The sequence below is a fragment of the Micromonospora sp. 15K316 genome (assembly GCF_004348525.1).
Taxonomy (GTDB): domain Bacteria; phylum Actinomycetota; class Actinomycetes; order Mycobacteriales; family Micromonosporaceae; genus Micromonospora.
In genome coordinates this window covers 1-12,151 of record NZ_SMKG01000179.1, presented here as the reverse complement: position 1 = coordinate 12,151, position 12,151 = coordinate 1, and the positions used below count along the sequence as shown (strand labels likewise).

21 protein-coding genes are annotated in these 12,151 nt (G+C 70.9%); 1 reads left to right on the top strand and 20 read right to left on the bottom strand.

Annotation, left to right across the window (positions count from 1 at the left end):
• Positions 1–3 precede the first annotated feature (3 nt).
• The 7 genes from E1211_RS24895 to E1211_RS24865 form a co-directional block, all read right to left on the bottom strand.
• Positions 4–270, bottom strand: coding sequence for a hypothetical protein (locus E1211_RS24895; protein WP_132351436.1), 267 nt, complete (start codon positions 268–270; stop codon positions 4–6).
• A 3-nt stretch (positions 271–273) separates the two neighbouring features.
• The gene (locus tag E1211_RS24890; protein WP_132351434.1) at positions 274–714 is read right to left on the bottom strand and encodes a hypothetical protein; all 441 of its coding nucleotides are present in this window, start codon (positions 712–714) and stop codon (positions 274–276) included.
• Positions 711–974 (bottom strand): hypothetical protein, encoded by a 264-nt coding sequence (locus E1211_RS24885; protein WP_132351432.1) that lies wholly within the window; start codon positions 972–974, stop codon positions 711–713. Before E1211_RS24885 ends, E1211_RS24890 begins: the two co-directional genes overlap by 4 nt.
• A complete protein-coding gene (locus tag E1211_RS24880; protein ID WP_132351430.1) occupies positions 971–1,678 on the bottom strand; it encodes a hypothetical protein in 708 nt (235 codons plus the stop codon). Before E1211_RS24880 ends, E1211_RS24885 begins: the two co-directional genes overlap by 4 nt.
• Positions 1,679–1,900: 222 nt before the next feature.
• The gene (locus tag E1211_RS24875; RefSeq protein WP_207915502.1) at positions 1,901–3,289 is read right to left on the bottom strand and encodes a replicative DNA helicase; all 1,389 of its coding nucleotides are present in this window, start codon (positions 3,287–3,289) and stop codon (positions 1,901–1,903) included.
• A complete protein-coding gene (locus tag E1211_RS24870) occupies positions 3,286–3,990 on the bottom strand; it encodes an ATP-binding protein (RefSeq protein ID WP_132351428.1) in 705 nt (234 codons plus the stop codon). Before E1211_RS24870 ends, E1211_RS24875 begins: the two co-directional genes overlap by 4 nt.
• Positions 3,975–4,886, bottom strand: coding sequence for a hypothetical protein (locus tag E1211_RS24865; RefSeq protein WP_207915501.1), 912 nt, complete (start codon positions 4,884–4,886; stop codon positions 3,975–3,977). Before E1211_RS24865 ends, E1211_RS24870 begins: the two co-directional genes overlap by 16 nt.
• A gap of 255 nt (positions 4,887–5,141) precedes the next feature.
• On the opposite strand from E1211_RS24865, the gene E1211_RS24860 reads away from it, so the two are divergent.
• The gene (locus E1211_RS24860) at positions 5,142–5,327 is read left to right on the top strand and encodes a type II toxin-antitoxin system prevent-host-death family antitoxin (RefSeq protein WP_165947342.1); all 186 of its coding nucleotides are present in this window, start codon (positions 5,142–5,144) and stop codon (positions 5,325–5,327) included.
• A 294-nt stretch (positions 5,328–5,621) separates the two neighbouring features.
• Here E1211_RS24860 and E1211_RS24855 read toward each other — a convergent pair whose 3' ends face one another.
• The 13 genes from E1211_RS24855 to E1211_RS24800 all read right to left on the bottom strand — a co-directional run bounded on the left by E1211_RS24855 (position 5,622) and on the right by E1211_RS24800 (position 12,103).
• Complete coding sequence (locus E1211_RS24855) at positions 5,622–6,479, bottom strand: SPFH domain-containing protein (protein ID WP_132351422.1); 858 nt, start codon at positions 6,477–6,479, stop codon at positions 5,622–5,624.
• A gap of 30 nt (positions 6,480–6,509) precedes the next feature.
• The gene (locus E1211_RS24850; protein ID WP_132351420.1) at positions 6,510–7,184 is read right to left on the bottom strand and encodes a hypothetical protein; all 675 of its coding nucleotides are present in this window, start codon (positions 7,182–7,184) and stop codon (positions 6,510–6,512) included.
• Complete coding sequence (locus E1211_RS24845) at positions 7,181–7,396, bottom strand: hypothetical protein (RefSeq protein WP_132351418.1); 216 nt, start codon at positions 7,394–7,396, stop codon at positions 7,181–7,183. The genes E1211_RS24850 and E1211_RS24845 overlap by 4 nt, the downstream gene beginning before the upstream one ends.
• Complete coding sequence (locus E1211_RS24840) at positions 7,393–7,872, bottom strand: HNH endonuclease (protein WP_132351416.1); 480 nt, start codon at positions 7,870–7,872, stop codon at positions 7,393–7,395. The genes E1211_RS24845 and E1211_RS24840 overlap by 4 nt, the downstream gene beginning before the upstream one ends.
• An 11-nt stretch (positions 7,873–7,883) precedes the next feature.
• Positions 7,884–8,369, bottom strand: coding sequence for a single-stranded DNA-binding protein (locus tag E1211_RS24835; protein WP_132351414.1), 486 nt, complete (start codon positions 8,367–8,369; stop codon positions 7,884–7,886).
• A gap of 19 nt (positions 8,370–8,388) precedes the next feature.
• Entirely contained in the window at positions 8,389–8,646 is a 258-nt protein-coding gene (locus tag E1211_RS24830; RefSeq protein WP_132351438.1) for a WhiB family transcriptional regulator, read from the bottom strand.
• A gap of 164 nt (positions 8,647–8,810) precedes the next feature.
• The gene (locus E1211_RS32705; protein ID WP_165947341.1) at positions 8,811–8,966 is read right to left on the bottom strand and encodes a hypothetical protein; all 156 of its coding nucleotides are present in this window, start codon (positions 8,964–8,966) and stop codon (positions 8,811–8,813) included.
• Positions 8,966–9,175: a hypothetical protein gene (locus E1211_RS24825; protein WP_132351412.1), complete on the bottom strand. Its 210-nt coding sequence runs from the start codon at positions 9,173–9,175 to the stop codon at positions 8,966–8,968. Before E1211_RS24825 ends, E1211_RS32705 begins: the two co-directional genes overlap by 1 nt.
• The gene (locus E1211_RS24820) at positions 9,172–10,197 is read right to left on the bottom strand and encodes a DUF5131 family protein (protein WP_132351410.1); all 1,026 of its coding nucleotides are present in this window, start codon (positions 10,195–10,197) and stop codon (positions 9,172–9,174) included. The genes E1211_RS24825 and E1211_RS24820 overlap by 4 nt, the downstream gene beginning before the upstream one ends.
• Complete coding sequence (locus tag E1211_RS24815) at positions 10,190–10,759, bottom strand: hypothetical protein (RefSeq protein WP_132351408.1); 570 nt, start codon at positions 10,757–10,759, stop codon at positions 10,190–10,192. Before E1211_RS24815 ends, E1211_RS24820 begins: the two co-directional genes overlap by 8 nt.
• Positions 10,759–11,073, bottom strand: coding sequence for a hypothetical protein (locus E1211_RS24810; protein WP_132351406.1), 315 nt, complete (start codon positions 11,071–11,073; stop codon positions 10,759–10,761). The genes E1211_RS24815 and E1211_RS24810 overlap by 1 nt, the downstream gene beginning before the upstream one ends.
• The gene (locus E1211_RS24805; protein WP_132351405.1) at positions 11,073–11,564 is read right to left on the bottom strand and encodes a hypothetical protein; all 492 of its coding nucleotides are present in this window, start codon (positions 11,562–11,564) and stop codon (positions 11,073–11,075) included. The genes E1211_RS24810 and E1211_RS24805 overlap by 1 nt, the downstream gene beginning before the upstream one ends.
• On the bottom strand, positions 11,561–12,103 hold the full coding sequence (locus E1211_RS24800) for a hypothetical protein (RefSeq protein ID WP_132351404.1): 543 nt from the start codon (positions 12,101–12,103) through the stop codon (positions 11,561–11,563). The genes E1211_RS24805 and E1211_RS24800 overlap by 4 nt, the downstream gene beginning before the upstream one ends.
• Positions 12,104–12,151 lie beyond the last annotated feature (48 nt).

The following is a 12,151-nucleotide window of genomic DNA, read 5'->3' as shown; positions in this document are numbered from 1 at the left end:
GCGCTACGGGGCGGCGGGCTGGGTGTTCCACCCCCTGTCCGGGTGGAAGGCCCAGGTGGTGCGGTGCTCGTCGCCGACCCACTCCTGCACTTCGGAGCGCCGCCCGTACGCCCACCGGATCTGGTTGCCGGGCCGGGCGCGGTGCAGCCGTACGGCGGTCTGCGCTGCGGCGAGGGAGCCGTAGACGCCGAGGATGTCCAGGGACTCTTCGTAGTCCTGGGGCGGGTCGACGGCGATGAACACGCGGGCGGAGTGCGGGGTGGCGGCCATCGCTCAGCCCGCCGTCCGGCAGTGGCGGCCGGTGCCCCGCCGGTGTGGGTAGATTTCCTCCGGGCCGCCGCAGTAGCAGTTATGCGACGGATCCCAGCCCGGGGTGCCGTCGGCCGGTTCGGGGGCGGGGTCAGCCGCGGCTTCGGGTCGGGCGAGCCACTGCTTCGCCGTGACGGGCTCGTAGGTGCCGAACAGCCGTTCCTTGCGGTGGGTGGCGAGGGCGGTGACGTCGGCGTCGTGGTCGCGGCGGAGTTGTTCCCACACCTCGTGGGCGGCCGTCATCACCTCCTCGGGCACCGCGTGTAGGTAGGTGTTGACGAGCACGCCGTTACGGGAGGCGCTGACGGCGGGCATGGTGGCGGGGATCAGGTCGGTGTGGGTGTCGGCGGGGTACCAGCGGACAACGGTGCCGTCGCCGATGGTCGGGGTCACGGTGATGATCACGACGGCTCCTTCGTGTTCGGGTTGGGGGAGGGTGACGGGGCGGAGGTGTCGCGCCGCCAGGCCAGCCAGTTCCGGCCGTAGACGGTGCTGTAGGCCAGCGCGGACGCGATGAACCCCCACTGGCGGGTGGCAATCGCGTACGCGATCCACAGGACCTGCGCGGCGACGCCGACCCCCCAGCCGGCGGCGGACCGGCGGCCGGCGAGGTAGATGCCGAGGACACCGACGGCGGTGAGGGACCACGACCAGTACTGGCTCACCGGCCCGCCTCCGCCTGGGCGCGCACGTCGGCCGGCACCAGCTTCAGCAGGCTGCACGGGCACTCCGCATCCCCGTATTCGCCGCCGGGGACGTACCGGTACAGCTTCGGGTGTTCGGCGTCGTAGCGGATGAGTCCGCGGACCAGCTCGACCACCCAGTCGGGCCAAACACTCAGGTCGACCTCCTCCGGTGCGGGCACCTCCAAGAGTTCGTCCACGCGGTTCACGAACGTGGCGACGTCGAAGCCGCAGCCGCCATCCAGGCAGTGGTGGCCGCAGCCGTGGCTGCGGGCCTCGCGGATAGCGCGGACCACCCGGTGGGCGTGGTCGGCGGCGGGCGCAGCGACGAGGAGCCGGCGGCGGAGGTTGTCGCGCTGCTCGGTCACAGCGGTGATCTGCTCGGCGGCCCTGGCGGCGACCTGCTCCCACTGCTCGGCGGCGTCGAGGCGGGCTCCGAGGTCCCCGATGGTCTGCGCCATGCTCCGTACCGCGGCGTGGGCGTTGGCGAGCTGCTCGTGCAGCGCCTTGACCCGCTTCTTCTCGGCGGTCAGCAGCGCCACCGGGTCGTCGTCGGTGGTGGGCGGCTCGGTGGGCGACTCGCGCAGGTAGGCGGTGACCGTCCGGTCGTTGCGGGCGGCTGCGAACCGCTGGTGCTGGGACTCGACGGGGCGCGGCGTAGCGGCGGGGCCGAGGTCAGTGGTCACAGGCAGACTCCTCACGGGTTGGGGTTGGGTCAGGCGCCGCGCCGGGAGTCGGCACGGTGTGGTGTGGTGGGCAGTCCTCGACCGGGTGGTCGCAGGCGGCCGGCAGCTCGACCAGACGGCCGCCCGGCATCCGCGCGGCCGTTGGGGACAGGAACCGGCCGCCCTCGTCGCGCACACGACGGACCAGGAAGTCCCGGGCCAGCCACGTTCCGCAGGCGTACATCAGACGATCGCCATGTCGGTGAACCGGGACAGGTGCAGCGGCGCGGCCACGGTGATCGTGTCGGTGGGGCCGTTGCGGTGTTTGGCGACGATGAAGTCCGCCTCCCCGGCCCGGGGGGACTCCTTGTCGTAGTAGTCGTCGCGGTGCAGCAGGATGATCACGTCGGCGTCGTTCTCGATCGCGCCGCTCTCGCGCAGGTCCGACAGCAGGGGGCGCTTGTCGACGCGCTGCTCCGGCCCCCGGTTGAGTTGGCTGACCGCGATCACCGTGATGCCAAGCTCCATCGCCAACTGCTTCAGGCCGCGGGAGATACCGGCGACGGCTTGCTGCCGGTTCTCCGAGCCCTTCGTCGTTTCGACGAGCTGGAGGTAGTCCACGACCAGCAGCCGCAGCCCGTGTCGGCGGGCCAGTCGGCGGGCCAGCGACCGGATGTCAGCCAGGGAGTGGCAGGACGTGCCGTCGACCCACAGCGGCGCGTCGACGCTGATCCGCTTGAACCACTCGACCCGGCCGAGTTCGGTATCGCCGAGCAGCCCGCCGATGATCGTGGTCAGCGGCACCTGCGCCCCGGACGACAGGAGTCGGGTGCCGATCTCCACGTCGTCCATCTCCAGCGACACGATCGCCGACGGGATCTCGCACTCCACGGCGGCAGTGCGGGCGAAACCGAGCGTCGCCACGGACTTACCGACACCGGTGCGGGCGGCCACCACGATGAGCTGCCCGCCCTTCCAGCCGCCGCCGAGCAGCCGGTCCAGGTCGGCGAACCCGGTGGGGATGCGGGGGGTGTCGTCGCGCTCCGGGTCGGCGGCGGCTTCCATCGCCTTCATGACGTCGGGGATGATCTGCGACCAGCGGCGGGCACCCTCGACGGTGCCGTCCTCGATCGCGTTCAACCGCTCCCGCACCTGCTCGGCCAGGTCCGCGGCCGGTACCGCGCCGGTCTCGTACACCCGCTGCTGGATGAAGGTGGCGATCTCCCCGATGCGGCGCAGGTCGGCCTTCTCCCGCACCACTCGCGCGTACCAGGGGCCGTTGGCGGCGGTGGGCACCCGGGAGTAGCAGGTGTGCAGGTACGGGGCCCCACCAGCGCGGGACAGGTTGTCGGCCAGGGCTTCGGCGACCGCGTACGGGTCGGTGGGTTCGCGGCGGGCGGCGAGCCCGACGATCGCCTCGAAGATCAGCCGGTGGGCGGGCCGGTAGAAGTCGCCTGGCCGGACGATCCGCTCGATGTCGGCGATGACCTCCGGCGACATCATCATTGCGCCCAACACAATCTGCTCGGCCTGCACGTTGTGCGGTGCGGTGCGGGCCGGTTGGGCGTCGTAGTCGTCGGGCGGCTCGGGCAGGTCAGTGTCGGCCGGTGGCCGGGTCATCAGGTCGGTCACGAGGCCCTCCGATTCCAGCGCCGGTCCACGCCGACTAGGGCGACCTTCATCGCGTCGCCGAGCCGCGAGGCGACTCGGTCGCCGACGGCGGCCACCAGCGGGTCACCGACCGCGTTGGCTGAATAGATGGTCGGTAGTTGATGCGACCAGCGGTAATCGACCAGCCGGTGAAGGCCGTCGCCGGTCCACTCGGTCTGCTTGCCAGCGCCGAGGTCGTCGAGGAACACGAGGTCGGCCCGCTGGAACCGCTCCAAGACACCGACGTGCGACCCGGTGGGATTGGGCCGCAGGGCCGCGTTCAGGTCGGGGTGGGTGGTGGCCTCCCACGTCAGGCCCTCACCGCGGGCGGCGGCACCCTCGACCACCTGCCGGACCGCCGCCCAGCACAGGTGGGTTTTGCCGGTGCCGGTGGGTCCGACGAGGACCAGCGACGGGCAGTCATGCCGGTCGGTGAGGAAGCGGCTCGCCCAGGCGGCGACCTGCGGGTGGTCGGCGGTGGCGAGGCGGAACCGTGGGGGGATGCGGGCGGCGAGCGTGGCCGCTGCCTGCTGGACGCGGAACGCGACTGGGTCGAACGGTTCGGGCTCGATGGGCGTCGGCGGTTTGGGGCCGGCCGGGGTGATGCCGGCGGCGGCCGTCGCGTCGGCGATGTGCACCGGCCCGGGATCCGGGTTGCGGGGGTCGTTCACTGGCTCACCCATTTCGTGTATTCGTCGTCGTTCTGGTTGCGGTAGGGCTGGTTGGTGGGGCCGCTGCTGCGGCGGGTGTTGTCGGGGTCGTCCTCCCAGCCGAGGCGGAGCCGGTCGTACTGCTGGCGGAACTTCGGCATCGAGAGGATGTTTTTCCGCCAGAACGGGTCGCGTTGGCACCAGCGGATGACGTCGCGGATCTCTTCGACGGGCCGCTTGTCGCGGTCGATCAGGCGGCGGGCTTCGTCACGCCATTCCTTGGAAATGGTGGGCTGCCGCGATCCGTTACGGATGATCCACTCGGCGAGGTATTTGCAGATCCGCTCGACGTCTTCGCGCGGTTTCTCCTCGGTTTTGCTGGCGTGCTTCTTCGCCGAGGAGCGTCCGGCCGGGCCGGAGGCCGGGGCGGGTTCAGGGTTGGTACGGGTTTGACTCCCCGTAGGGGAGTCCAGGAATAGGTGTCCCGCCTCGGTCGTACCGCCTGGCGGTACGTCGGCGTACCGCTCAGCGGTATGCGCCATACCGCCTGGCGGTATGCTGTCCAGCTCCGGGCGTACCGCCTGGCGGCATGCTGCATCGGGGTTTGCCGATCGGGGTTTGCGATTGGAACGAGGGGCGCGGGCCGCATTCGGGTCACCAATTGACAACCGAAAACCAGGCCGCGATTCCTCCGGGAAAGCCACCCGGGCGACCCAGCCGCCATCAGCGAGCGCCCTCATCCACTCCGTGAGCGCCGACCGGGAAAGCCCCGTCTCCCGCTCCATGTCGGTGAATGTGGGTGCGTGTGCCGGTGGAATCTCGGCCGTCGCCGCGACGGTCAGCGTGAGCAGGGTCAGCACGATGTGCCGTCCCGGCGGCTCGATGTTCGAGGCGCGAATGGCGGATTCCACCTCCCAACGTGTCGTCACCGGCACCACCGCCAGCAGCGGGACGCGGCCGTGGGTGTCGCCACCTGGGGCTGCGAGGTGTGCTGTGCAGCGGTCACGGGGTGCTCCGTTCAGTGGTGCTTGTGATTCGGGGCCGGCTGGTTTGACCGCCGACCACCCAAACCTTACCGTGAACCTTACGGTTTATCTACGAACTACAGTAAGGAGATCCACATGACTGTCGAGCCGGCAGGTCTCCTGCAAGGAGAATCTGGAGGACCGCTGTACGATGCGCCCATGGCAACCGTGAAGCCGGTCCGGCTGGAGGACGCCCGGAAGAACCTCGGCAACCTCGTAGACGAGGCCGAGCGCGACGGCGTGCACTTCCCCATGTCGAAGTACGGCCGCACGAAAGCCGTCGTCGTACCGATCGAGGACTACCGCCGCTACAGGAAGCTCGACGGCGACCCCACCGACCTGTAGCCGCGTCACCGCATACCACCCAGACCCCCGGGCACCTCACCCGCGGGCCGTATCCCGCTCGCCCGCCCAGGCGGCGGATGCTCCTCGCACCGCCACCCGCACGGGTACAGCCGAGCCGGCCGCCCGCACGGCGTCACCCCCGCCCCGCAGCCCTGCGACTGCGCCGGCCGACGCACCCAGCCAGCAGGCGGCCGACCCTTCACGACCGGCCGATCTACCACCGCGCTCACAGCTCGATCTCCTGCCGACGGCGCGGCCCGCCCCCTCGACGGGCCGCGCCAGCCTCCACGGGGCCTACCGGCCGCCCGTCACCTGAACCGGGTTGCCGCCACCGAGGCACAGCCCCGGCTCACGCCCATGCTTGTCGGCGATCTCCAGGCAGCGAGTCACCGCGCTGACCTTCGCGTTCGTTTCCGTGATCTGCTTTTGGATCAGCGCGTTCGCCTTCTCCTTCTCCAGCGTCCGGGCCTTCAACACCGCCTGCTGGAACGCCTCGATGTAGCCCTGCGTCTTCTCGTCGTAGTTGACCCGCGTCACCACGACCGACAGCACCTCGACGTCCTCCCCGATGCGCGTCACGATGCCGGCCTTGACCGCCTCCGCGTACGGCGCCAGCGGCACGTTGAGGTTGCCCTGCTGGTCGATGTTCTTCAGCGGGTCGTGGGGGGCGAACGCCTCGTTGAACGCCTCCGCGAACGCCGGGTCGACACGGCGGGCCACGAACGTGCCGAAGTCCTTCTTGTAGCTGGCCCACTGCTCCGGGGCGCGGCCCGGCTTCGTGTGCCACTCCACCAGCGCCTCAACGCAGGCGTTGGCGAGGCTGGCGATCCGCACCTGCACGCAGGTCTTTTCGCTGCGGTGGTCGTACGCCTGGCGGGACGCATCCCAGTCGTCCACGTTCTGCCAGGGAGCGACGAACTTCAGCCCCGGGCCGGTCGTCTCGCCCGTGGGCTTGTTGAAGCTGGTGACGATGCCGACGTTGCGGGTCGGTACCGTGTTCATGGACGCGAACAGCGTGAACAGCAGGCCCACGAAGGCGACGAGGCCAGCGGCGGCGATCCGTGGGCCCTTGTCCCGGGTGAGCGGGATGGTCAGCGCGACGACGGCGGCGATGACCAGGAAGACCAGGGCGATGATGAACATGATGGGCATGGCGGCTCCTTCTGATAGCGGGGGTTGGGGTCAGGCGACCGAGGAAAGCCGACGCGACGAGCGGCGGACGGGCACGATCCCGCCGACGAACCGGTCGCCGATGGTCACGACCGCCATCGACTGCTCACCAGTCGGCGTGATCTTCATGGCGTCGCCACGCATCCGCACCTGTCCGAAGTGACCCAGGAGGACCGGGTTGAACTCCAGCTCCGTCACCGGCCGGCCGGTCACCTCCCGGTCGAGGCTGCCGCGGATGCTGGGGAACTCGACGTCCCGGTCCAGGACCGTCACCGTGAGCCCCGGGTAGCCGCTGTCGGTGTTACGGGCCACCCGCAGCCGGTGCACGTCCGTCACACCCTCGATGAAGTCCAGGCCCAGCGGCACCCACCGGTCCTTCTCCTTCAACTTGACCTTCTTCACCAGGTCAGCGGCGTCGGTGAGAGAGATGACGATGTGCCACGGGTTGTCGGCGCCGCCGCGGCGAGCGAACAGACCCTCCTGCGTGCCCTCCCCGTCGGGCAGGTCGTCGGGGTGCCACGTCGACACGCCAGCGTGGACGTCGTCGGTTGCCATCGCGTGCAGCGCCTCCCCGTCGTACTCGATACGCACGGCGTGGATGCGCGGCAGCTCCGGGTCCGGGCACGCGAACGGCATCACGTCTTCCAGCAGCCCGGTGAACTCCCCCGTGGGGATATGAACGGTCATCGTGTGGTCTCCTTCCACGCCTTCGGGAACTCGGTGATGAACACGGCCGCCAGCCGCGCGACGAACACGGCGACGACGGTGAGCAGCGGGGCCGCCACCACCCACCACGACCAGGCGACAACCCCGGTGAGCTTCTGGGCGGCGAACGCGACGGTCAGCGCGACAGCGGCGCCGAGGAACGCGGTGATCGCGGCGAGCATCCGGACCGTCACGACACACGCTCCGCGGCTGGTACGTAGAACGGCATCAGCTCGCGGCGTTTGGCGTCGGCGGCCTTCGCCGCTTCCTCCTCGTTGCTATACGTGCCGAGGTTGAGCACCTCGCCGCGGAACTTGACCTTGGCGCACCATCTGCCGCTCCGGCTCGGGTAGACGCCCCGGTAACGCGAGCGGCCTCGGCCCGCCACGTTCTGGCTCGATCCGCTGGAGTTGACGACCCGCAGGTTGTCTCGACGGTTGTCCGCGCGATCGGCGTTCCGGTGGTCGCCGATCATGCCGTCACCCGTTCGCAATCCCAGGATCCAGCGGTGCAGCAGGATCATTCGCCTCGCCTGCCGGTCCCAGAGCTGCACGTAGCCGTGCGAGCCGATCGACAAGGCCGGCGCACCAAACCGGCGGTATCTGAGGTAGTCATCTGTGCCAAGCAGGACGGTTCGGAACCCGTTCTTGACGGAGGCTTGGATCTCCACCCAGGCGCGCACTAGAACGGCGGCTCTTCGTCGAAGCTGCTGCCGCCGCTGGTGCCGGAGTGGCCGTGCGCGGGGCTCGCCCACGGGTCGTCGTTCGCGCCGCCCCGCGGTGTCCCGCCGCCGCTGGACGCGCGGCTCATCTTCTGCACCTTCGCTGTCGCGTACCGCAGGCTCGGGCCGACCTCGTCCACCTCCAGCTCGATCACGGTGCGCTTCTCGCCCTCCCGGGTCTCGTAGGACCGCTGCCGCAGCCGGCCGGTCACGATGACGCGGTGGCCGCGCTGCAACGACTCGGCGACGCACTCGGCCGGCTGCCCCCAGTAGACGCAGGCGAGGAACAGCGGCTCGCCGTCCTTCCACTCGCCGGAGGCGCGGTCGAGGAACCGGGGGGTCGAGGCGACCCGCCACTTGGCGACGGGTTTGCCGGAGGGGGTGAACCGCAGCTCCGGGTCATCGGTGAGGTTCCCGATGACGGTGATGGTGGTGTCTCCTGCCATGGTGTTTCTCCTTTCGTGGTCAGGCGGTTTGGGTGCGCAGGACGCGCAGGCCGCCGCGCCGCTTGAAGGCGCGGCGTTCCTCCTCGGACATGCCGCCCCACACCCCGGCGTCCTGACCGGATTCGAGGGCCCAGCCCAGGCACTGGTCGGTGACCGGGCAGCGTCGGCACACAGCCTTGGCCTGCTCGACCTGCTCTAGCGCCGGGCCGGAGGTGCCGATCGGGAAGAACAGCTCGGGGTCCTCGTCGCGGCAGGCGGAGCGGTGCCGCCAGTCGATGGCTACGTCGTCGGCGGAGGTAGCCTGGCTGGTCAGGCCGTACGCGGATCGGCTCATATCTGCTCCTGTGGTGGGTTGTGGGTTGGGGCGGCGGTAGCCGTACTGGTGGGCGTGGCCGAGGCCGAGGTCGATGAGGGGCCGGACCAGGCGGGGGCGGTGGTGGCTCACTTGACGCCGTACACGTCCACCGGCTGGCCGGAGTTGGCGCACTTCACGCCGGTCTTGGGGTCGTTGTGCGGCATGAACCGCTCGGTGGACGGGCCCACCTTTCGCGGCAGGTTGCAGCCGGGGCAGGTGACCTGGGGGTATCGGGCGGCCATCAGTCGTTCGCTTTCGGTCGGCGCAGCCCCCGGAACGGGCGGACGTCCATCGAGCCGTCGGCGCGGCGGATGAGCACGTTCCGGGGGGTGGTGGTCTTGGTGGTCAGGTGCGGGCCGTTGTCGAGGCGTTCGCTGACGCGCTGCTGCCGCCACGCAACGAGGGCGGTGACGGGCTCCCCGCCAAGCAGGTAGGTGGTGCCGGGGATCAAGACAGGACCCCGATCGGCTCGGGACGGGCGTCGTGCAGTTCGCCGTCGAGCAGCCGCCCGGCAGCCTTGAGGCCGACCCGGGCGACGTGCGCCCACCCCTCATCACCGAGGCCGGTGAACTCGCCGAACGGCTTCGTCTTGCCGGCCACTGGGTCCACCCAGCAGTGCCGCTGCGGGTTCTGCCAGGCGTCCCCCAGCGGCCAGTCGGCCGGGTACAGCTCGTGCCACTCGCCGTTCTGCTTGTGCTGGTAGGCGACCCCGGCGGCCTGGCACTGGTCACGCAGCGACCGGAACCAGTCCGGGTGCGACGGCCGCGCCTTCGGCCCGGACTCGCCCTCTGTGATCACCCAGTCGATGCCGCCGTTGAGCGGGTCCAGCCAGTGCCCGTACGACAGCTCCCCGGTGAACCCGTCAGCGGCGCAGTACCCGCACCACTCGCGGCCGTCGGCGTCGGTGACGACCTCGGAACGGCCGTGCGCGTCGCAGTAGCCGGGGTCGAGGTCGACCGGGCCGAGCAGCGGCGCCGCGGACACGAACTTCACCGCGGCCGGCAGGGACAGCAGTGTCGGGATGCGCTGGTCGGCGAACCGCTGCGTCTCCGCGCTCACACCGAGCCATACGTTGCCGGGCCACGGGTTGCCCCACGGCACCATGCCGGCGACGTTCTCCGGCCGCTTCGTCAGCAGCATCCACACCAGGGCGGGGGTCTGTTCGATCACGTCCCACAGCCGGCGGCGGGCGTCGACCACGTCCGGGTGGTCCTCGAACACGTCGGCCATCGACGCGCAGAACACGAACAGCGGCTTACCGGCGGCCAGGGCCTCCCGGTTCCACCGGTGCGGCGTCTGCCAGTACTTCTCGGACATCATCTTCCGGCTGACGTTGCGGCCCCAGTGGTTCCCGCCCCACCGCTTGTCGCTCGCGCTGGCGTAGCAGAACCGGCACGCGGGGCTGACCTTCGAGCACCCCCACCAGGGGTTGAATGTGTTGTCCGCCCACGAGATCCCGGTGTTCTCAGCCACGGGTCACCTCCAGGGTGTGGTAGTTGCCGGCGAGGGCGTCGGCGGCGAGCTGCTGCACGGAGGCGAGCAGCGCCGACGTGGACAGCGCCTCCGGGTTGGCGTCGCGGATCTGCTCCAAGGCGGCCCGGAACACGTCCACGTCGGCGAACGGCCGGCGGGGGCGGCGGATGCTGTTCAGCTCGGCGGTGATCCGCCCGGACACGAGGTCAACGGGCCGCCACACACCGACGTCGGCACCGCCCGCGTCGAGCATGTCCATCCACCGCTGCTGCTCAGGGGTGACCGACCCGTCGGTGGCCTTGAACTCCCGGTAGAGCTGACCGCCGGGGCCGGCGAACACGGCGTCGAGGAACCCCTTCGCCCCGCTGCCCTGCGCGGCCGTGACGTACCGGCCGGGCCGGATCTGCGCGGGCAGCGGGTGGTAGGCGAGCAGGCCGAGCCGCTGCGCCAGGTCGAAGGTCGTGCCCAGCAGCTCGTCCTCTTCCCGGTTCCGGGCGGTGCTGGCCGGGGCGCGGCGGGCCTGCGGCACTGTGGCGGTGGTGCGGCGGGTGGTCGAGGGCATCAGCGGGTCACCCCCGTCACCGGCCGGGGGAACCGGTAGCCGCCATCGCAGGAGCAGGCCACCGCCGGGTCGGAGCAGTCGTGGGCGGCTCGCAGCCACGCGAGGACACCCCGCGGTGACCGCCAGTTCGGCCGCGTCCGCGACCGCCAGGGGCGGCGCCACAGGACGCCGCGGACGGGGTTGCGCTCGATCCGGTTCCGCATCGCGGCGATGCATTCGCGGTCGCGCTCCCGGCTGAGCCACACCGCACGCTCCGGGGCGGGCAGGGTGCTCAGGTAGTAGTCGAACACGGACCTGTCCACGTGAAGGGCCATCAGCGGGTCACCGCCGCCGCGAGCTGCCTGCGCACCTTCTCGGTGACCGCGGCCGGCATCAGCCACGGGAACCACAGCACCCCACGCACCAGCACCGGCTCCGGCAGGAGCACCGCATCGGCCAGGACCAGGTGGTAGGCGGGCAGCGTGCCGACCTTCGTCACGTACTCCGGATCACCCCACGGGTGGCAGCACGCCCCCGACGGCGAGCCCGGAACCCGGCGCATCTGGTGGCAGTCGACCAGGTTGGCGACGGCGACGACCGCGCCGAGCGGCATGCCGGTGGAGGCGTCCCGCCCGTACAGGTCGATGACGCGGGGGTCGCGGTCGCCGCCGGGCTGGATGCGCTTACCGGCGTGGATGGCGACCGGCCCCCGGTAGTCGGTGCCCTGGCCGCGGTTCTCGACCGTCTTCCGGCCGATGGCGATGCACTGCCCGTACGGCTGCCGGACGGTGATCGCCCGGTCGACGGTGGTCAGGGGTCGGGTCACGCCGGCACCACCGGGCGGGCGTCCTGCTCGGCGGCCTCCAGCGCTTCCCGGGCGGCGTGGAACTCCGACAGCTTCCGCGTCGTCCACGTGCACTCGCCGTCCGGCTCGTTCGGGTACAGCGCCCACACCGTGCCGTCGTGCTCGAACACCCCCGGCGTCGCCAGGAACCAGCGCAACTCTGGGCCGGGCTTGCACGTGCGGGGCAGGCCGTGCCGCTCCAACGTGGCCCGCAGATCCGGCGGCTGGTGGGCGTCCAGCCACTGCCGGGCCGGCTCGCCCACCTGGCCGCGGCGGGGCACCAGGTGCTGCTCGGTGGTGGAGTACCGCCACCCGGCGGGCGGGTCGTTCGGGGTGGTGGTGGACAGGCCGACGACGCGGGGCGCGGACACCCGGCTGTTCACGATCAGCGGGCCGCTGTTCTTGCCGATGGCGGCGGCGCTCTCCCGGGCTCGGCGGCCGCAGTCGTTGAACGCGGCCACGGTGACCCGGTAGGCGGTGACGACCTGGGGGTTGTCGGTGGAGTAGGCGTGCTCGCTCATGCGTGCCTCCCTGGTGGGCAGGTTGGGTTGGGTTGGGTTGGGTTACGC